Below are 20,474 nucleotides of genomic sequence, written 5' to 3' on the forward strand. Positions count from 1 at the left end.
ATTCCTGAGTGGGGCGTTGCCTAAGTGGATAGTAGATTAGTTCAAATTGCCTTCTCATCGCTACTAGATCGTGGCTCATACTGACCCCTACGAAGCGCCGCAGTCCGAGAGCGAATCGCACAAGTCGAAACAATTGACAGGTAATCGTTGGGCTTGGTTTGGGATGAGCGGAATTGCATTCGCGGTAGGTGAATATTTCGCGCCGATTGCACATGACAAGCCGTTGGTTAGGATTGTGTCAGCAACCGGCTTTCTTATCGGGCTTTATTGTTTGTACCAAACGATCCGTCGCTGCGTGGCAACCCGGTAATCAAGGGCGTCGGTCAAGAACTCGCGTACACCATTACAGCGGCTGGATGATCAAAGCGTACCAGCCTGTACTGTACGTTTCAAAACCTGGTGCGCGCGCATGAGCTACGCAGGAATCAACGCCCAGATAGTTTGCATTGAAGAACCCTTTGGGAGAACTCAAGATACGATTGAATTCTTCCAAGCGGATCGTGCTTTTGCCGTCGCAACCTTCTTGTGTGGCAAGGATTCTTCCAAGTTCATCGACGATTAGGCAGTGCACGCCAGCCTTCTCTTCATCGGCCAATGGAACGTTCTGCAAGATTGGCAATGCTAAACTCGCCCAATTAAAAACAACGCCTAACACGCCTTCGATTGGAGCGTTCGCATTGCCGTTTCGTCGGACTGTGCAAGAATAAACCAGCGAAGATTCGCCGTTGACCAGCTCGGAATCATGGGCCGATTGGAAGCCGTATTCGTTGCCCGACGATGTACGCATTGCCGCTTGGAACCAAGGCAAATGATCTACAGTTTTCCCAAGAGAAGAAAATTTGTTTGGTCGTCCATTGGCTACAACTTTGCCGTCGGTAGTACACAGTACTAGATCATGGTAGACAGTGTAGGCATCCAAGATAATTCCGAGCCGCTGGGACGCGTAGTCGAAATCCGTGGAATCCATGCTCTCTAGTGCATCCGTGAGGCTTCGATCGGTCGCCCACCAGCGGACATCACATGTTCTTTCGTAAAGATTTCTGTCAATGAGGTCGACATTGGTCCTTGCGAGATCACTGAGCCGAGTCCCTCGAATGTTCCCACCAATCAAATCGAGTAAGCTTTGAATCTTTGAGTTCGTCACGGAGGCCAGTGCATCGGCAACTTCCGCCGTGCGCGTAGAAAGATCTTGCATTTCGCTTGCGACGACTCCAAAAGCTGCACCATGCTGGCCTGCGCGTGCCGCTTCGATCCTCGCGTTCAAGGCTAGAGTCCGCGTACTATTATTGACGCGTCGAATTTCGCTAACAGCTGTTCCAACTTCAGCGGCAAGTTCTTGAACATACGCTTCCGCGCCGACTTTTTTCCGTTCAGATGCTATCTGTTCCGAGGGAGGAGTAAAAGCCTGTGGGCGTGTAGAATCTAATTTTGGCGATGTTGAAGTACTCATGATTTAACCAAGCAGACAGATCTGCCGAAGTTCTGAAATGAACTTTGAGGGAGGAACTTTAGAACAATCGGTTGCTACCGTTTTCTCAGTTTTACTTTCAAGTTATCCGATGAGCATAGCCCAATGGACTTATTAAAATTTCCTGACACACATTCGCGCCAGTAATTTCTCGTTGACCTTGAAATCTTATTGAAAAAACGAGTCCGTCGAGCCGCACCGCCAAGCTCGTCTCGAAAAACCGTTCAGAAAACTTATCACTTGTTCAGGTGCGCGATCGACAAGAGTGCAAAGATTTTGCAGACCTTGGCGTTCAATCCACTGGTTGTACGGGCTGTACCAAATGTTCAACCAATTAGGCTTCGTGAAACCGCAAATGATTAGATTATTTAAGGCGCTGACAGGACGCAGTAGCTATCAAGTCAAAATATCTTTAATCACGCTCGCAGGCTTAACGCCAGTCAATCTCTGTTTCAAACCTTGATAAGGATAGACCATACGTTCGTGATCGATCCCCAGCAGATGCTGCAAAGTCGCATGGAAATCTCGCAATTGCACCGGGTTTTCTGCCGGGTGATAACCCATGTCATCCGTCTCTCCGAAAGTCATACCAGGTCGAATTCCAGCCCCAGCGAGCCAGATAGTGAAGGCGTTCGGATTGTGGTCTCGACCGATATTCGTCATGGTCACACCACCTCGATTTTCGGCCATCGACGTTCGTCCGAACTCGCCGCCCCAGATGACTAAGGTATCGTCGAGCATTCCTCGCTGTTCAAGATCGAGCAGCAACGCAGTCATCGGCTTATCGATCTCTTTACATTTATCTTTAAAGCCCAGGTTAATTGCCTCATTGCGATCTGCTCCGTGCGAATCCCAACCCCAGTCGAACAGTTGGATAAAGCGGACATCTCGTTCCGCGAGCCGTCTGGCTAATAAACAATTGTTTGCAAAAGAGGTCTCGCCTGGTTTGGTTCCATAAAGTTCATGAATGTGCTCAGGCTCTTGCGTGATATCCATTGATTCCGGGACTGCGGTTTGCATGCGGAAAGCCATTTCGTATTGCGATATGCGCGTAACGGTTTCTGGATCATGAAAAGATTCATAATTCATTTCGTTCAGCTTGCGAAGCGTATCGAGGGCGGCGCGTCGGGTCTCTCGTGAGACGCCTTCTGGGTTTGCGACATTGAGGACCGGGTCACCTTTCGAGCGACACTGGACCCCTTGGTAAACCGAGGGGAGGAACCCACTGCTCCAGAGCGCATTTCCGACACGCGGTGGCCGTCCGCCGGAGAGGAGAACAATGAAACCAGGCAGATCTTCGTTTTCTGTCCCCAGCCCCCATGTTACCCATGAGCCAATGGAAGGGTACCCAACACGAGCTTGGCCACAGTGTACCATTAGTTGCGCAGGGCCATGATTGAATTGGTCTGTCTGCATCGTTTTAATAAAGCAAACTTTGTCAACAACAGAACTGAAGTGCGGCAATCGATCAGAGACCCACGCACCGCTCTCGCCATACTGCTGGAAAGGGTACTGAGGGCCCAGCATTTTTGGCACGCCCTGTATAAACGCAAACTTCTGCCCTTTCAAATACTCCTCGGGACAGTCCTTGCCATCGAAACGCTTAAGCTCTGGACGGTAGTCAAATAGCTCAAGTTGGCTGGGGGCCCCAAGCATGTGCAGAAAAATCACCCGTTTCGCCTTAGCAGGAAAGTGCAAGCCGGATGTTAGGTTCGCCGTCGCAGAGGCTAGCGAGTCGCCAGCCATCGCTGGCTGAGTTTGATTCGCGAGCCACATCGCGCCTAATCCAGTCGCGCAACCGCCCAGGAAATGACGCCGAGTCTGACTCTTTAAAAGTTCGGCAGCGGCTTCTTGCTCTATACTGATTCTCATAACAGCTCTTATTCTTGTTGTGGTCGAAGTCTTCCAGCTTTACTTTGTCAGGACTTCATCCAAGTTCAGCAGCACTCCAGCTACTATCTCTAATGGATCGCTTTCAAACGATAGATCGATTTCACCTTGATCGTCGCCAGCGTCACGTAATGCAATAAAGAGCGACTCAAGCTCCTTCAATTCGGCTTCACTGGGCTCTCGGCACGTTGCGGCAACTACGCCAAAACGCAGTTGTTCTTCTAACGAGTCCCCCGCGGCACGCATTCTTTTCGCAAAGGCTTGGTTGGCTTCGACAAACGTGGCATCATTGAGCGTCATCAAAGCTTGAAGTGGTGTATTGGACTCCAATCGTCGCGGCGCACAGAACTCGCGCGAGGGAGCATCGAAAGACGCCATTACAGGGAAAGGAATCGTCCGCTTCGTATAGGTGTAGATTGTCCGTCGGTAGCGATCTGGGTCTTGTTTCCCGGGTGTGTTCCATCGATCACCAGCTTGGAAAGGCATCCATACGCCTTCTGGTAACGGTGGGTGCACCGGAGGACCGAACAGGTTCGGAGATAATAGTCCTGAAATTGCGAGTGCCTGATCGCGAATTGTTTCCGCCGGTAATCTAATCCGCGGTCCACGACTCAATAGCCGATTCCGTGGATCGGCTTCCAACAAATGGTCATTCGCTATCGAAGACTGGCGGTATGTAGCGCTCAGAGTCAACTCTCGTAACAAACTTTTGAGACTCCAATTCATATCGCTTGCAAACCTTGCCGCCATATCATCCAAAAGTTCAGGATGGGAAGGCGGATCACCTGAAGAACCAAAGTCTTCTTGTGTTTCCACGATTCCGATACCAAATAATTGCGCCCACACTCGATTTACCCACACCCGGGATGTAAGAGGATTCTCAGGACTTGCAATCCACTTCGCCAGATCCAGCCGCGTTGGCTGCGAGTCCGTCGTGAGGGATGGTAGGAACTGAGGTACTCCTGGATACACTCGAGTAGACTTCGTACTGAAGTTGCCGCGATCAAAGACATGTGATTGCCGAGTCAGCTGGGACGGCCTTTCCTGCATGATTGGCGTTGGAACGGATTTGATCCTTCGGCGTTCGCTTTCCAATTCCGTCAATCGAGCTTGTAATTCATTTCGATCAGCACTGTTCCACCACTGTGTTATTTCTGACGAATCGGTAACTGCGAAGCGGCCGCGGTGGGCAACTAGTGGAAAAGCTGCCAATTCAAACACGTTCTGCGCGACGCTTATACGAATTCGCGAATCGGGGGCAACAGTAACAGCTTCCGGGAGTACGAAGACGACCGATCTCGGGTTTGTCATCTTGCTAAAGGGGCCGAAACCACGATCGTTCTTCGCGTCGAGGCTGCGTTGTGGATCGAGCAGCGGAAAAGGTTCGTCGGCAACCACATAAGCCAGTTCAAGCTGGACTGGTTGCTCGCTGTCAGGGTGAATCAATTCTGCTTGAAAATGCGAGATCACAAACCCCCATTCCGCATCCAGTAACGCTTGCGCCTCATTCTCCGGTAGCCCTGTAAAACGCAGCGCCGTAATCGAATTCAAATCTTGCTTAAGCGGTGCATCAACTAGGATCGTCGTGCTCTTTGCGACCGTTCCCCGCGTGCGATACTCAGCAATGCCGTCCACTGTAACGGTTTCTACTTGAGTAGTGTTATTCGAGCTGACGCTAAAGCCACTGAGGAATTCCCAGTCAGCTTTGTCAGTGACTGTTGTGTATGCAGAATTCCAGAAATCGAGCTTCAGCTTGTTAAGCTCGGCGTCAATTTCACTCGCGTGATTCAAGTCTGCATCGCTCAAGGGTACATTGAGGTTGGGTGCGTCATTATCAAGATCACAGTCGGCAGTGTTGTTAAAGAACGCCATGAAGGAGTAAAATTCTTCGTGACGGATTGGATCGTACGGATGAGAGTGGCATTGGACGCAACCAAAGGTTAAGCCCTGCCAAGTTTGCCAGTTTGTGTTGATCCGATCAATGACCGCTTCGACTCGAAATTGTTCGTCATCCGTACCGCCCTCCTCGTTCGTTTGCGTCAAGCGTTGACACGCTGTCGCAACGTAATCGTCAATATGTGCATTTGGCAGCAAGTCGCCAGCAATTTGCTTGATAGTAAATTGATCAAAGGGCATGTCGGAATTGAATGCTTTGATAACCCAGTCACGGTACTTCCAAATCGATCGCCGCCCATCTTGCCCAAGCCCTTTTGAATCAGCGTAACGGACAAGGTCCAACCACACACTTGCCCATCGCTCGCCAAATCTCTCCGATGCAAGAAGCCGATCAACAGCGGCGCGATAAGCCTCTTCGCCGACATTATTCACAGCCTCCAAAAATTCGCTTCGTTCTGCGGGAGTTGGTGGCAAGCCAGTTAGGTCTAACGACACACGTCGCAGCCAACGATCGGGCTCGGCCTCGACAGAAGGTTCGAGTTTGGCCCCACGCAGTCGTGCCAAAACAAACGGGTCAACAGGAGTCTTGCTCCACTGATCGCCCGCGAGCTGCGGTGGGCTCACTTTCTTGGGCGCTACGAATGCCCAGTGCTCACCCCATTTTGCGCCTTGAACAATCCACGTCCTCAAAAGGTCGATCTCTTGGTCGTTCAGAGCACGACCATGGTCGGCGGGAGGCATGCGGTCGTCTTCGTCGGTCGATGTTACTCGATCGATGAAGTAGGATTCGTCTGGTGCGCCCGGCTCGATAACCGTCAAAGCTTGATCGGCATAGACGAAGCTGATGTCCCCCGCTTGTTTCACGCCGCCGTGACAAGATACACAATGCTGGTTGAGTATTGGCCGGATCTGGCTGTTGAAGTCGATCGAATCCTCTGCCGCGCACCGTCGTCTTGTGGAGATCGAATAACTCACTAGAAGTGAGCATATAACGAGAGTTTTCGATAGAACATTCACGGAAAACTGGCTCTCTTCCTACTTGCCTTTGCGGTCAATCTACGAGTTCGAAACGGCTAGAGAGATTTCCTTGACAGCCGGACTTACGTCGACAAGGGTATTACCACAGACCTAACCGTGTCATATTGTAATTCGCAACGCTATAGTCTAACCCAAAGCTCCCTTTTTCACTAGAACTTTAAGGTATCCCCGCTCATGCAACGTCGAACTTTCACAAAATTGTTAGCCACTGCCGCTGTTGCGGGACCAATGTTAAGGGGGACGACTGTTCGTGCGGCTCAGGCTTCACGTAAGTTCACGCTCGATTTATGTCCCGGCACTGTGGGTATTGATGTCAACCAACGCGAATTGATCGCGTTGGCAGCCTCGAACGGTTTCGAATCGATCCAGCCTATGGGAGAATTTCTTGCTAGCTTGGATGATGCGGCTCGTACGGAAATCGTTGCACAGCTCGGTGAAAACAAGCTCGTTTGGGGAGCCGGTGGCGTTTCCGTCGACTTTCGCAATGATGAAACCACATTCCAATCGCAACTCAAGCAACTACCGCCGATTGCGGCTGCCCTCAACAAGTGTGGGGTGACTCGCGTTGGAACATGGCTCAGTCCTACAAGTGCGTCACTTACTTACATGGAAAATTTTCGCTTGCACGTGAGACGCCTGGGAGAAATAGCGTCGATTCTGGGCGACAATAATTTACGGTTTGGCCTTGAATATGTCGGTCCCAAGACGCTGTGGGCCTCAAAGCAGCATCCGTTTATTCACACAATGGCTGAAACAAAAGATCTACTGGCGGAAATCAATAAGTCCAACGTTGGTTTCATTTTAGACAGTTGGCACTGGTACACTGCCGGAGAGTCGGTGGACGATCTTAAGTCGCTAGACAACAATCAAATCATCGCGGTTGATCTAAATGACGCTCCTGCTGGCTTGGAACGTGACGAACAGATTGATAATCGCCGCGAGCTCCCCTGCGCAACTGGTGTTATTGACCTCAAAGCCTTCCTAGGTGCCTTAGTCGAAATTGGTTTCGATGGTCCTATCCGCGCTGAACCGTTCAATCAAAAGTTGAACGATATGAACAACGAAGCTGCAGCTGAAGCAACTTCCAAGGCGATGAAGGAAGCGTTCGCTTTGGTTTGAGTAAGGCTTTCACCGGTTGCTTTCGTGTAGTGCTTGCTTCAGACGAAAACACGTTTGGAGAACACAGTCCACTCAAGCACAAGTACCATCAAGCCAACGACCAGCAACCATCGCCACAGCTCTTGCCGTTGAGGCGTTTTTACGGTGGTGGCAGCGATATTTTGATATCCAAATTGTAGGTCGCTAGCGATAGCGGTCTTCGACTCGTCGCTTGAAGCTAGATTCACAACAAATGCATCAAGTGGTTGGTCCGGACCGTCGGGAGTGGCGACAGTATATAGCCCTTGTTGTTCGGTCGAAGTCCAGATAACCTGCCCCGCACTGTCTCGCTCAATTTTTTGTTTGGTGCCATCCGGGCCGGCGATCAAGAACTCGTTAAGTCGCGGAGGGACGTTCAGCACGGCTGCGTCACCGGGGCGAACGGAGAGATTGGAGCGATGTCGAGTTGCCCCCCCCAAATTCTCTAGTGCTGCAAATATAAATACGGGAAAACTTTGCTTGATCGGCCAATCGGTGTTGGTAACTACTTCACCGTCGATCTCAGCTCTCAAGCCAAATCCGAGCACCGCGTCCTGGTAAGCGCCTCGAGGACCTATCGAGAAGATGGGGCCATTGTCTGCACGCATCAGGATGCGGCTGCCTTCAGGTCCAGCCACACTCTGCCCTTGAACTACCTGCACGCTACTCATGGTTAGGAATTGCATTAACGGATCAGCACGATCCCAGTCGACAATGATGACTGGACCTGACTTTTGGCCAAAGCTCCAACCGGACTTGTTTCCTAACAATCCCCCCATAATTAAGGTGTTGGCTGGAGGCATCGCTGTGATTTCTACGCCGTCGAGAATGATCAAGTCGAACGCGATTTCAAGATTGATGCCGGCATCGGCAAGCGGTGCAAAGTTGTTCTCACTCCAACGGCGATAGGTGTCGGGAGTGATAAAGGTCGCGGCCGACATCTCGGCTATGGTTGAGGTTGCCATCACCGTTTGTAGTGCCTGGCTTCCGTCCGAAACGACTAACACTTCAATGCGCCGGTCGGGCCGTAAAGCTGCCGTGGCCTTGTTATCCACGGACAATGAATCAATGTGATCGATATCGAGAGTATAGACGGCGTTCGCGACAGTTCCTTCTAAACTAAAGGTTACACCCCGAGCTTCTCCTGCGGGGATTGTTAGTTCCGAAGCATCTAACAAATCGTCATTTTGACGCAACGCGACAGTTACGGTCTGCTCTGTTGTACCAGCGTTTTGAATTCGCCCGTAGGCTTCAGCTAGGTTTCGATCTTCGAGCGAACGGTCGACGGAAAAGGCAACGATTCCGACGTTATCCGATTCGGCGGTGCCAATCGGAATATACTTTGGAGTTAAGTTTCCAAGGTTAAAATCGTTGGCGTTTGGGAATTGACCATCGCTGTAAATTTCGATCTCTGCCGGCATTGCTTCGGCAACTTGCAAATCGGTCATATCTCCGAAACTGCTACGCCCAGGATTCGCCAATCCCGCCGCTGCGCGCAAGGCTTCTGCTATGTTGCTGGTTCGATTGGTTGCTTGGGTACTATCCAGTGCGGCCAGGAGTCGACTGCGATCGGACGTAAAACCTTGGCGAACGTCGGCGCGGTTTGAAAAGGCGATCAGCATGGCCACATCGCCGTCGTTGAGGTTCTGTATTTGCTTGCGAATTTCGTCTTTCGCAAACTCAAAACGTGATGGAGCAACATCAGTCGACTGCATGCTTGCAGAGTTATCCAGCAGGAAAATTTTGCGATCACCCTGGGTTTCGCTTGATCGAAAGCCGGGCCGGAGGCACGCTAATATAAGCAACAAAATGAAGAGTAACTGCAGGATCAACAAGAGATTGTTCCGGAGTCGCTGCCAAAGGCTGTTGACTTGAATATCTTCGACCGTTCGTCGCCAGAGGTAGGTGCTAGGCACCAGCAACGGCGATCTACGAAGCTTTAGAAAATAAAGCAGCACAATCAGAGGTGGCACTGACAACATTACAGCCCATTGCCACGGCGCTAACGCACTGATCCAACTCATAGAAAACTATCGCGGTATTAAGAAAGTTAATGTCAAAACGGATGGAGCGAAAGTGGCAACCTTACCTGGTGCCAACCAAAGTTGCACGACTTCGTTTCATCGTACCAGCCCTCGCGCCCGAAGGTAATGTTGAACCATATAGTCGATCGATTGATCGCTTCTTGCGGAAATGTAATTGATACTGCGGCGATTGCAGAACGATTTTGCTTCCGCAATAAAGGCTGCCAAAGTCGCTTGGTAACGTTGTAGCAGAGCCGCAGAAATACTGATTTCGCGAGAGTCTTCGTCTTCGCTATCAATCAGCTTCAGGTCTCCCTTCAACGTCGGTTCAATCTCGTCCGGGCTGAGAATATGGACGAGAAAAACGTCCAATTCGCGAGCGACCAGCATCCGCAAAGCTGATTCGTATCCGTTCTTGTCCATTAGATCGGTCAATAGGACGACGATCCCTTTCCCTTTGCAGCGGGAAACAAATTGTTTAACGGCTTCGTAAATACCGCGAGTCTGGATGTCGGAGGCATTCTGTGGTGCGGAAAAATCTTGCAGCGTCGAAACCAGACGATGCGTGCTGGAGCGTCCACGCAGGACGACAGGCTGTGAAGCATGAAACGATTGGACGCTGACGCGATCGCCGCGGCACAAACCAACGTAACCCAAGGCGGCTGCAAGCTGTTGCGCTGCAAATAGTTTCGTCGGCTGTCCAAAAGTCATCGAAGTGGAATCGTCGACCAACAGATAGATATGCAGGTCTTCCTCTTCCAGGAATAGTTTGATGTACAAGCGATCCATGCGTGCGAACAAATTCCAGTCGATGAACCGCAAGTCGTCACCCGGAACGTAAGCCCGGAAATCGGCAAACTCGACACTCTGGCCTTTTCGTTGGCTGCGACGTTCGCCCTTCATGCGGCCCCGAAAAACTTTCCGCGTCACCAGCTCCATACGCTCGAGTTTAGCCATGGTTTCCGGCAACAAGATGGCTTCAGTTTTCTTTGTTGTTTCCGCCAATGTGCTCATCAGATTCTTACCGCTCGTTCGCTCGGCCTGCCCGTCATAAAGGAAATAACCGATGACGGCTTTTAAGGTAACTCGCTTTAACCATAATCAGAGGCCTGATGGCCGACATCGCTGCCATTTTCACCCTCGCTTCGTTGAATTGTAAAGCAAAACCTGCAGCACGTGTGCATACTGCAGACTCAATCCTATGAATAACACCACTGAAAAGCCGCTGGTCGGGATCATTATGGGTAGCCAATCCGACTGGGAGACGATGAAGTCGGCGGCAAATATCCTGGAAGAGCTTGGGATTCCGCACGAAGTCGCGGTTGTTTCTGCTCACCGGACTCCGCAGCGCATGGTCGAATATGCAACGTCGGCGGTCGACCGAGGGTTGCAGGTCATCATTGCTGGTGCCGGCGGTGCTGCCCATCTGCCCGGCATGGTGGCATCAATGACGCGGTTGCCAGTCCTGGGGGTCCCGGTGCAGTCAGCAGCACTTTCGGGACTCGACTCGTTGCTGAGCATTGTTCAGATGCCGGGTGGAATTCCTGTCGGCACTTTAGCAATTGGCCGCGCCGGAGCCAAGAACGCTGGTTTGTTGGCGGCAAGAATTCTAGCCAACCAGTCTTCCATAACGGCTGGAGCTGTTGACCGTTATATGCAGCAACAAACCGAGAGTGTTTCCGAAAAAGTTGCGGAATGAGCACTCAGGTATATCGAAGTGTAATCTAATTCAACTCTATTCAAGGGCAACCAATTATAAACGTGGGTAACAAAGTACTATTGCCGGGTGCAAAAATTGGAGTGTTGGGGGGCGGTCAACTCGGGCGTATGTTCGCGCAAATTGCTCATCGATTTGGCTACCATGTCAGCATTTTCACTCCGGAAGAAGACAGCCCGGCTTCTCAAGTAACCTCGCAGACGCTGCAGCGCGCATTAGAAGACCCTCAAGCCATAGAAGAGTTTGCAAAGTCGGTCGACGTTCTTACGTTGGAATTTGAAAACATCCCGCTACTTGCGATTCAACGCGCGGCCTCGATAACACCCGTTAGGCCGGGAGAGCTTGTGCTGGCGACCGCTCAAAATCGTATTGTCGAAAAAACGACGCTCAGCCAAGCTGGGTTTCCGGTCACACCTTTCCGAGCGATTCATGACACAGAAACGCTCCGCCAGGCTGGAGCAGAATTAGGTTGGGACCTAATCCTGAAGACAGCAAACTGGGGTTATGATGGCAAGGGACAGCGGTCTGTTCGGAACGAAGCGGAAGCGATGGACGCACTGGCGATTCTGGGACCAAGCAATGTCATCGCGGAAAAGAGGATTGGCTTTACAGACGAGGTATCGATCCTGGTGGCGCGATCGGTACAAGGCGAAATCAAGACCTTCCCATTAATTCATAACACTCATGTTCGCCATATTCTCGACCTGTCCGTTTGTCCGGTGCCAGAGCATTTGGCGGGATTGTCGAAGGAAGCGGAATCGATTGCGACAGGAATTGCCGACCATCTCGGGTTGATTGGATTGCTGTGCGTCGAGTTTTTCGTTGCAGACGGGAAGTTGCTGATCAATGAAATCGCACCGCGACCTCATAACTCAGGGCACTTAACCATTGAAGCTTCGATCACCAGTCAATTTGAGCAGCAGCTGCGAGCAATTGCCGGGCTGCCCTTAGGATCGACTGCGCTACGTACGCCGGCCGCCATGGTGAACCTCATGGGCGACATTTGGAACAGCGGAGAGCCGCTGTGGGAAAATGCCCTCGCGGATCCTTCAGCAACATTGCATCTGTACGGCAAAGCAGAAGCTCGGCCTGGTCGTAAGATGGGCCACCTAACCGTGGTCGCGCCGACATCAAAGGCAGCGAGCGACCATGCAATGCACCTGAGGCGAAGCTTAATTCGCTCCCCAGGTAGGCTATTTGCAGTGACTGAGTAGACTCCGCTCGGTAGTCACTACGTTTCTTACTTCTTCGGTACGCCGTTGAATATGCTGGACGACTTTGAAAGCTCGATGGTTGTCGTACGCATTGGTGTCAAGGCAGCGCCTTGCATATTATCGAACGTTTGATTCGTCATCTGGCTCGGAGCAAAGCTCGACGGCGAAGGGATCGTCGGGCCGGGCAAGTAGCCGTAGCCATTAGTCGGCATGGTCGCAGATGCTGTTTGCACCTGATTCGTTGGAGAATTCGCTCCTAACAAAGGTTGCATTGGAGGTGGCATGCCTGGAAGGGTTTCGCGCGTCGGCGTCGAAGACTTCTTACCGGTTAGCAAGACTTTAGATGATTCGCCACGTATGATCTTGGCTGATTTTGAAGTGAACGTTGGTATGAGTGTAATTTCGCGTTGCATTCCACCATCAGCTTCCCACGGCAACCAGACACTATAGGAGGCGCCAAGGTCGCTTTCAGAGAAGTGCGTTGTGAATTGTTCGGCGGTATATCGAAATCGCCGATCTGCTTCCGGTCGCACATCTTGCGTCATGTTACGCGTCGACTCATCGAAACCGTAGACAACCAGTTCGCCATCAACAGGGATTGCCTGGTTTTTTTCATTGTAGAAATAGATCCGTCCGCCAAATCCTCGGGTCACCGGTTTGCCAGGAGCGACCAAAGTATCTTCGGTCCAAATAGCGACCATCGAGCGAGGTTCTTGGTACTCCTTTTTCTTAAACCAAGACCATTTTGATTCTTTCTTGGCACCAGCTTTAGCGTCCGACGAAAACGGGCTACAACCAGTTTGTGTCGAGCCGGTGATAAGAAGACCAGTCGTCAGGGTCGCAGTCAATAAGAAGCGGCGACGCTGAATCGGTGTTGGTGCTGAATGAATCGAAACTTCGCGAGTGTTGAACATAACTACAGGCTTCCTTGCCTAAGACTACTGTACTGGGATGCAATCGAGTGTTAAGCGATTCAAATATTGGTTTCACCAAGTGACTTGATAGCGAGCGTATTGAAGCTGTACAGGATTCATTTTGCTCGCCGTTTGCCACCACGCTTGTGCAAGCGTGATGGCCTAAAAGTGGATGATTGATATGGCTCTAGTTGAAAGTATTCATACTTGTCGCCTGATTCAATTCGTAAGCTTGGGCAGGCTGAATCGGTGATGGCTGCACTTGGTTTGGCTGCGGCGTAATCATTCGATTGGCCTGTGGGATTACAACGGGGTTCATAATTTCGGGAACTTCCGTTGGACCCGGTCCGATTGGAGCTGGTGTTAGCTGCGGATAGCCCCCTGCATCGTCTTGTAGGATGATCTCCGATGGAACGCCGTCAATGTATTCCACGGTTGGTTGCAAGTCAGGATAAATCACTGGCGAGCAAGCTGGCCCCCAAAGCCCGTTGCCTGGGGACAGATCCGTAATTCCAGTCATATTGACGACGTCGGCTAAGCACCAGCTCATTCGCGAACTTTCGATGTCGTTGATCATATCCATGTCTTCTTCGCTATGAATGATTCGTGGCGTCATGACAACCAATAGTTCTGAACGACTTTCGGTCTCCGAGTCGAACTTGAATAGATTTCCAGCGATAGGAATATCAGCCAACCATGGAATGCGACGCGAACGTGTGTTACGTGTCTTCTGAATCAAACCCGCGAAGACCACAGTCTGACCGTTGTAGGCACTGACGCGGGTTTGCGCCCGAGTGATGTTGATGATTGGTGAACGGATGACGTCGCCGTTGGCTGAAAATCCAACTGGGATACCTGCGTCGACATTGCCAAGGGCACTGCGTTCGATTTGGACGTCCAAGATAATCAAACCGTCTTGGTTTGTTCGTGGTTGGATTCGCATAATCAAACCAACGGCCGTATCAGTCGTAGCAATCGTTGGAGCGACGTTGACGTTCCCCGCAGTCACCGATGTCACGCGTGGTACGTTTTGACCGACTTGAACGAATGCTTCAATGGTATCAAGAGTCATCACTTGAGGTCGTGAGAGGATTTGCAATCGGTTTGCATCTTGCAATGCTCGCACGAGAATGTTCACCGACTCGCTTGCCGCCGATAGTACAAGCCCGCCATAACCAAGGGCTGAGTTGGAACGGCCCAAGCCAAATCCCGAAAGACCTTGACCTGCCAAGTTTCCAGGTGTTCCTGTAGTAACAGCATTGGTAAAAGGAGTGTTTAAATTGAAGCCAGGGCTCGTCAGCGTTCCGCCGGTTGCTGTGTTGCGGTCGAAAAGCAGTGAATCTTGCAGGCCGAATTCTGCTCCCATCTCAAATGAGTCGTCCAACTGAACTTCGGCCAGGAGAATCTGCACCATGATCAACGGTGGCCGACGATCAAGTCGTTCGATGACGGCAAGTATCTGTTCGTAGTACTTCGGTGTCGCACTGACAATCAACGAGTTCGTTGTTGGTTCAGCCACCACGATCACTTCGCGGTCAATCTGCTCCGAAGGGCTAATTTGTTGACCTTGCAGTAGTGTCTGGTTGATCGTCGTGCGTTGGTTAGTAAGGAACGTCTGGATAGCGGTTGCAACATCTGAAGCGTTGCTATTTCGTAGCCAAATTACTTCGGTTCGACGCGATTCAACACCTTCTTCATCGAGACGCCAAAGCAACACTTCGACAACTTCCAAATCACTCTTGGATCCACTGGCGATGATGCTGTTGCTACGTGTGTCGACTGAAACGCGAAGTGGTACCAGTGCATCGCTGCTGCCAGCCTGCGCGGCGGCGTTCTGATTGAAGCCAGCTCCGATGCCTGTCGTGGCTGCACCAGCGGTGACTTGTAGACCAAACGTTTGCTGAATAAGCTGAGCTAGCGAGGTGGCGTCGTTGTTCTCGATTGGGAACACTTTGATCTGGGCTTCCAGATTGGGCGGTTGGTCCAATTCTCGAATCAATGTTGCGATCAAATCCATGCTCTTGGATGGAGCTCTCACTGCCAAAGCATTGATACTTGGACTCGCGGTGACAACCACTCCGGCTAGGATCCCTGAGTTTACACGTTCATCGCCCGTGACCATCGTAAGCCGACTGCTGGGGGGCGTAGCGCGAGTATCAGCACCTTCTGCAACACCGTTGATAGCGTTTTGCAAAATCGGTTGCAGGTCAGCCGCTAAAGCGTTTCGAAGCGAGAACACGCGGATCTCGTTCTCTGCGGCAGTTGCTGTGACGTCGATTTCTTCAATCAGTTTCGCAACCTCTAAAAGATCACGCGGGCTGGCTTGAACGATCAGCGAGTTCGTGCGGTAGTCGGCGATCACACTTACGCGAACACCTAGGCCGGGACGAGCGTTGGTGCCTGAGCCTGGACGATCAACAAAGAAGTCACGCAGGGTCGTTTGAACATCGACAGCTGAAGTGTGCAACAGCTTGAAGACCTTCAACTGGCTTGTCGGATCCAAAGGTTGATCCAGCTTTGTAATCAATTCCAGGATCGGCGTCATTGCTTCGCGACGACCAATCAGCAAAATCGCGTTGGGTTGTCCCAATCCGGTGATACTTACTGTGCCTTGGCGTGATGCAAAGTTTTCAGTGTAAAGCGTTGTTAGGATTCCGGCAAGTGCAAGCGAATCAACATGCCGCAATGCGACAATCTCAACCTGTGGCTGTGTTTCGCCACTCTTGTTTTTGATGTCCTCGATGACTTTCAGAACGCGTTGCACGTCGCTCTTACGGCCTTTGATGATCACGACACCCAACTCTGGAACGAACTCGATCTGCACGTCGCCGAACAACCCGGTTTCTTCGCCCAGAGTTTCGGCGGTGCCAAGTGCGGTGGCTGCGTCGTCGGAATCAGTGCCGAACGGAACGACTCCGGTGTCTTCATCGTTTGCGATTTCACCTTCATTCTGGAAGGCGACCATTTTGATCAGGTTGACTGCGCGCTGGATGTTCTCTGGTTTGGCTTTGTCAAGCGTTGCAAGCGTTGCGGGGCTACCTCCAGGTGCAAAACCGTTGTCAATCGCGGCCGCAACACGCTGCCAGGCCGAGACACTTTTACTTGAACCCTGCAGCAGCACCGAGTTATTGCGACGATCTACACGCAGGTCATTGGTTGTTTTGTTTGGGCCAGCCAAGCGATAATCTGCGATATCCCCCTGGGATGTTTTGTAAACGGACAACAGTCGTCCGCCGATCGCGACAATCTCTTTTTCGAAGTTAGCCGAATCGGTATTTCGCAACTGATAAATGCGTTGCGTTTCAGCCGGAGTCAGCGGCTCACCGCCACTCGCTTGTACTTTAACGCCGACTTCCTGATTCACACGTTCAACGGTGACAGCTATATCTTGAAGTACTGGCTCCGTTGCCATGACCATCAGACGATCGCTGTTGGGTTCCGTGGTGATGGTTACCGACGGATCATTGGCGAACTTCACTCGCAATGCTGCCGCAACGGTACCAACCATTTCTGGCGGCAGATTGTACGTCCGCAGGGTAGGCTGGGCTGCCGAAAGATTGGGTTGACCCAAGTTACCGCTGTTCGCAGGTCTAGGCAGGCTTTGTGTCTGCGAAGGAACTTGGAACTGCTGCCCAAATGTGGTTGCGGCAAAGATCACTGCGAGATGCAGTGAGCAGATACCAATACCATAGCGCGCGAATTTTCTGGAACTACGTAGCACGGCTGCCCCACCCGACTAAAGGTACTTGACAAAAAAATCCGGTTTTCACGAAAAACACGAAAATCGAATCAAGCGCATGCGGTACAGAAGCACCGCTGCATCGTCAACATCGGAAAAGACAGACCTATTTGTTCAATCGAAATGGCAGGAAGAACCTGCAAAGGTAGATTTTCCAGAATATCTTACGCAAATTGCCGAATCACCGAACTTGTCCGCGGCTAGGGAAGGACCCGCAAAACAACAATTGCTCCCAAGGCCGAACATCGCTGATCGCACCTGTCGATTTACGCCGGCCAAGTGCTTTCCCACTGGCAGATGAACGGTTGCTGAGAATATGCTAGTCTATCGCCCAGGTTCAACGGCTTTTCCATTACTGGACGCGATGTGTTCAGTCACTTATTCGTTACGCAAACTACACTAAAGATGCCTACTCGCGATTTTAAGCCGCAAATTATTGACGCTATTCTTCTGGACGATTTAAGACAGATTGTTCGAATGGCGATCCGCGAAGATCTCGATCGGTCGGTTGACCTGACAACCGCGGCATTGGTCCCCCAAGGAGGTCGAGGCAGCGCGGCGATCGTCTCTCGCGTAGGTGGCGTAGCAGCTGGCTTTAATTTACTAGAAGCCATCGTAGAACAGTTCGACGCATCGATCGAGTTTGAAATCATGGTCGGGGATAGCGAGAAATTCGGCCCTCGGACAACTTTGGCCTCACTGAGCGGTTCTATACGTGATCTGTTGACATGCGAACGAACGATCCTGAACATACTTGGTAAGATGTGTGGCATCGCGTCGTGGACGGAACGTTTTGTTAGTCGCGTCGAACACACGGCTGCTCGCGTGTACGATACTCGCAAAACGACTCCGGGCTGGCGACGGCTCGAAAAGTATGCTGTGCGTTGTGGCGGAGGGCATACTCATCGTATGGGACTCTACGATGCCGTGTTGATTAAAGATAATCATCTGGCTGCCAACGGCGGTAGCGATGGTAAGCCTCTCGACACCTTTACTGCTGTTAAGATGGCGAGAGATTTTCTCGAATCGGCCGCAATTCCACACCACGAACAGATCATCGTAGAAATCGAAGTCGATAGCATCCAACAGCTTGAGCAAGCTCTCCCGGCGAATCCAGATATTGTGTTGCTGGACAATATGAGTTGTAGCGAGCTGAGTCAGTGCGTTCTACTTCGTGATCAAGTCATGCCATCAGTTGAGCTCGAGGCATCGGGAGGAGTCAACCTTGATACGATCGGGGCAATTGCTGAAACAGGCGTCGATCGAATCAGCGTTGGCGCGTTGACACATTCGGCTGTAAATCTAGACCTTGGGCTTGACTGGCTGATTCAGTCTTGAGCAAATTTTCCAACGAGAAAGACTGCTGTGGTTAAACATCGAAACTATATTTTTCTGGGGTTGACTCAATCACTGTGCCCAGATTGCCGAGATGTTGTTCCCGCAAAGATCATCTCGCGCAACAATCGAGTTTACTTTCGCAAAACTTGTCCAAATCATGGTGTGCGCGAAGATTTTATCTGCAGCGACGTAAAATGGTTTGATCGTTTTGAGAACGCTCAACCAGCCAAACTTCCACAGAAAACTAGTGTTGCAGCTGACAAAGGGTGTCCGCTCGACTGTGGGTTATGCGAGGAACATGAACAGCATACGTGCGTTGGTGTTCTTGAAATAACGGACGCCTGCAACTTGAGTTGTCCCATGTGTTATGCCAGCAGTTTACCTGGGAAAAAGCACAAATCGCTTGAGGCTATTAAAGTTGCCATCGACACACTCGTTGCATCAGAAGGCAGGCCGGAAGTATTGCAGATCTCTGGCGGCGAACCGACTGTGCACCCTGAACTGTATGAAATCATCGATTACGCACTCGCCCAGCCGATCGATTATGTGATGCTGAACACCAACGGCATTCGATTGGCTTCGGATGATACGCTGTTAGAAAAGTTAGCGGCGAATCGTAAACGGATGGAGATTTATCTTCAGTTTGATGGCTTAACTGATAGCGTTTACGAATCACTTCGCGGTGAGCCATTGCTCGAAACAAAACTCAAGGCGATTGAACGTATCGAAGCTGCCGGTTTAAATGTCACGATCGTCGCGACCTTGCAGGCGGGAGTGAACGACTCCCAGATGGGCGCGCTCGTGCAGTTTGCTGCGGAGCATCGTTGCGTCACGGGCATTTCTTTCCAGCCGGCAACTTACAGCGGCCGCCATTTCTTGCCCGAAGAACTTGAACAACGAATAACTTTTCCAGATGTTGTGCATGGAATTTGCGAGCAGACGGACGGTCTATTCAGCGAAAGTGATTTCTTCCCACTGCCCTGTGCTCATCCCAATTGCCATATACTTTCCCTGGCGTATCGCGATGGGAATACGTTCATACCCCTAACGCGATTCTTCGATTTGGATAACAGTATTGACCTGCTGGCTAACGGATTGGCTTTCACCCGAGAACAGGGCGTCCGAATGGTTTCACAGTACTTGACGCGAAAGAATTGTTGCGGACCCAACAGCAACTGCCAGCCAGAACCTGAGTTGATGTCCATTGGAAACGCTGAGGCTACGACGAAAAGTAGCCACGTTGAATTCGATAACAGGAAGATGACGGAGAGATTCATTGCCGACGCACTAGCTCAAAAGTTAGGGGCAAGAGATCTGCTGCGGATTACGATTACATCGTTTCTAGATGTCTACAACTTTGATATACGACGTGTTATGAAGTGCTGCACGCATCACACTCTGCCATCGGGACATTTAATCCCATTTTGCGCTTACAATGTGCTTTACCGCGACGGACACGTTGCACTTCCGCCATTGAAGGCTGATACCGGCAATCGCAGTGCCACTGAACCTGCAGCCCAGTTGAGTGTCAATGAATAACCAAGACAATAACCCTTACGAAGACCCCTATAACTCAAGTGCAGTGCCTGATCCTTATCAGTCACCTGAGAACGATCTGGGAATCAACCAGTTCCCCAATCGGCGCACTTATCCGCCTATGTACTGGGGTTCGTGGGCAATCGCATTGATTCTTTCCATCGTTGTGGCAGCGATCACGCAAGGCCTAGGCCTGTTTCTAACAGTCGCAATGATCTTCGGCTGGATTAGATCTGGGATCTTCAGTAATCGCCAATATCACAGCAGCTTACCAGATTCAGAAATCCGCTGCCCTAGCGATCAGTTGGCCGCGAGCTATTTTGCGTCGTTAGGGATCGGATTGTTGGTAGCGTTTGCGATGACAGGCACTTTCGTTGCCATTTGCATACCAAGCGGACTTGTCGTCTTCAGCGCTGGCGGCGACAGCGGGTTAGGAATTTCGATGGTGTTTCTGTTCAGTTTCCTGATCAGCTTGCTCGTGTCCGTTCTCATCTTGCGTGCGACAGCTGGACGCCCCCGCTCAATGAAACGCAGCTTCTGAGCTGAATCTGCTTACGCTGTCG

At 51.2% G+C, this 20,474-nt stretch carries 14 protein-coding genes; 7 read left to right on the forward strand and 7 right to left on the reverse strand.

What is annotated here, in order from left to right; translation table 11 throughout:
* Positions 1–70: 70 nt before the first annotated feature.
* Positions 71–310, forward strand: coding sequence for a hypothetical protein (locus tag SH451x_RS03175; RefSeq protein WP_479360922.1), 240 nt, complete (start codon positions 71–73; stop codon positions 308–310).
* A 33-nt stretch (positions 311–343) separates the two neighbouring features.
* Here SH451x_RS03175 and SH451x_RS03180 read toward each other — a convergent pair whose 3' ends face one another.
* The 3 genes from SH451x_RS03180 to SH451x_RS03190 form a co-directional block, all read right to left on the reverse strand.
* Positions 344–1,450 (reverse strand): cache domain-containing protein, encoded by a 1,107-nt coding sequence (locus SH451x_RS03180; RefSeq protein ID WP_479360923.1) that lies wholly within the window; start codon positions 1,448–1,450, stop codon positions 344–346.
* A 414-nt stretch (positions 1,451–1,864) separates the two neighbouring features.
* Complete coding sequence (locus SH451x_RS03185; protein ID WP_479360924.1) at positions 1,865–3,340, reverse strand: DUF1501 domain-containing protein; 1,476 nt, start codon at positions 3,338–3,340, stop codon at positions 1,865–1,867.
* A 39-nt stretch (positions 3,341–3,379) separates the two neighbouring features.
* On the reverse strand, positions 3,380–6,229 hold the full coding sequence (locus tag SH451x_RS03190) for a PSD1 and planctomycete cytochrome C domain-containing protein (RefSeq protein ID WP_479360925.1): 2,850 nt from the start codon (positions 6,227–6,229) through the stop codon (positions 3,380–3,382).
* Between the two features lie 237 nt (positions 6,230–6,466).
* Between SH451x_RS03190 and SH451x_RS03195 the strand changes: the two genes are divergently transcribed.
* A complete protein-coding gene (locus SH451x_RS03195) occupies positions 6,467–7,411 on the forward strand; it encodes a sugar phosphate isomerase/epimerase family protein (protein ID WP_479360926.1) in 945 nt (314 codons plus the stop codon).
* 38 nt (positions 7,412–7,449) lie between these two features.
* Here the strand turns inward: SH451x_RS03195 and SH451x_RS03200 are convergent, their stop codons facing one another.
* Both SH451x_RS03200 and SH451x_RS03205 read right to left on the reverse strand, forming a co-directional pair.
* A complete protein-coding gene (locus SH451x_RS03200; protein ID WP_479360927.1) occupies positions 7,450–9,453 on the reverse strand; it encodes a VWA domain-containing protein in 2,004 nt (667 codons plus the stop codon).
* Positions 9,454–9,549: 96 nt separating this feature from the next.
* Positions 9,550–10,467, reverse strand: coding sequence for a DUF58 domain-containing protein (locus tag SH451x_RS03205; RefSeq protein ID WP_479360928.1), 918 nt, complete (start codon positions 10,465–10,467; stop codon positions 9,550–9,552).
* A gap of 187 nt (positions 10,468–10,654) precedes the next feature.
* On the opposite strand from SH451x_RS03205, the gene purE reads away from it, so the two are divergent.
* A complete protein-coding gene (purE, locus tag SH451x_RS03210; RefSeq protein ID WP_479360929.1) occupies positions 10,655–11,152 on the forward strand; it encodes a 5-(carboxyamino)imidazole ribonucleotide mutase in 498 nt (165 codons plus the stop codon).
* A 62-nt stretch (positions 11,153–11,214) separates the two neighbouring features.
* Positions 11,215–12,384 (forward strand): 5-(carboxyamino)imidazole ribonucleotide synthase, encoded by a 1,170-nt coding sequence (locus tag SH451x_RS03215; RefSeq protein ID WP_479360930.1) that lies wholly within the window; start codon positions 11,215–11,217, stop codon positions 12,382–12,384.
* Between the two features lie 26 nt (positions 12,385–12,410).
* Here the strand turns inward: SH451x_RS03215 and SH451x_RS03220 are convergent, their stop codons facing one another.
* Both SH451x_RS03220 and SH451x_RS03225 read right to left on the reverse strand, forming a co-directional pair.
* Entirely contained in the window at positions 12,411–13,298 is an 888-nt protein-coding gene (locus tag SH451x_RS03220) for a hypothetical protein (protein WP_479360931.1), read from the reverse strand.
* A 187-nt stretch (positions 13,299–13,485) separates the two neighbouring features.
* The gene (locus tag SH451x_RS03225) at positions 13,486–17,019 is read right to left on the reverse strand and encodes a secretin N-terminal domain-containing protein (RefSeq protein ID WP_479360932.1); all 3,534 of its coding nucleotides are present in this window, start codon (positions 17,017–17,019) and stop codon (positions 13,486–13,488) included.
* Between the two features lie 423 nt (positions 17,020–17,442).
* Here SH451x_RS03225 and nadC point away from each other — a divergent pair, with 423 nt between their 5' ends.
* From nadC to SH451x_RS03240, 3 genes are read left to right on the forward strand one after another with little or no spacing between them, the layout of a single operon-like run.
* Entirely contained in the window at positions 17,443–18,375 is a 933-nt protein-coding gene (nadC, locus tag SH451x_RS03230; protein ID WP_479360933.1) for a carboxylating nicotinate-nucleotide diphosphorylase, read from the forward strand.
* Between the two features lie 27 nt (positions 18,376–18,402).
* Positions 18,403–19,914: a radical SAM protein gene (locus tag SH451x_RS03235; RefSeq protein WP_479360934.1), complete on the forward strand. Its 1,512-nt coding sequence runs from the start codon at positions 18,403–18,405 to the stop codon at positions 19,912–19,914.
* Positions 19,907–20,452, forward strand: a complete 546-nt coding sequence (locus tag SH451x_RS03240) for a hypothetical protein (protein WP_479360936.1) — start codon at positions 19,907–19,909, stop codon at positions 20,450–20,452. The genes SH451x_RS03235 and SH451x_RS03240 overlap by 8 nt, the downstream gene beginning before the upstream one ends.
* Positions 20,453–20,474 lie beyond the last annotated feature (22 nt).

Source organism: Njordella aestuarii (assembly GCF_056494165.1).

What these genes read in the sequence shown, in the direction of transcription:
- SH451x_RS03180 (WP_479360923.1), bottom strand. Translation starts at nt 1,450, where the DNA reads ATGAGTACTTCAACATCGCCAAAATTAGATTCTACACGCCCACAGGCT.
- SH451x_RS03185 (WP_479360924.1), bottom strand. Translation starts at nt 3,340, where the DNA reads ATGAGAATCAGTATAGAGCAAGAAGCCGCTGCCGAACTTTTAAAGAGT.
- SH451x_RS03195 (WP_479360926.1), top strand. Translation starts at nt 6,467, where the DNA reads ATGCAACGTCGAACTTTCACAAAATTGTTAGCCACTGCCGCTGTTGCG.
- SH451x_RS03200 (WP_479360927.1), bottom strand. Translation starts at nt 9,453, where the DNA reads ATGAGTTGGATCAGTGCGTTAGCGCCGTGGCAATGGGCTGTAATGTTG.
- SH451x_RS03205 (WP_479360928.1), bottom strand. Translation starts at nt 10,467, where the DNA reads ATGAGCACATTGGCGGAAACAACAAAGAAAACTGAAGCCATCTTGTTG.
- purE (WP_479360929.1), top strand. Translation starts at nt 10,655, where the DNA reads ATGAATAACACCACTGAAAAGCCGCTGGTCGGGATCATTATGGGTAGC.
- SH451x_RS03220 (WP_479360931.1), bottom strand. Translation starts at nt 13,298, where the DNA reads ATGTTCAACACTCGCGAAGTTTCGATTCATTCAGCACCAACACCGATT.
- nadC (WP_479360933.1), top strand. Translation starts at nt 17,443, where the DNA reads ATGCCTACTCGCGATTTTAAGCCGCAAATTATTGACGCTATTCTTCTG.
- SH451x_RS03240 (WP_479360936.1), top strand. Translation starts at nt 19,907, where the DNA reads ATGAATAACCAAGACAATAACCCTTACGAAGACCCCTATAACTCAAGT.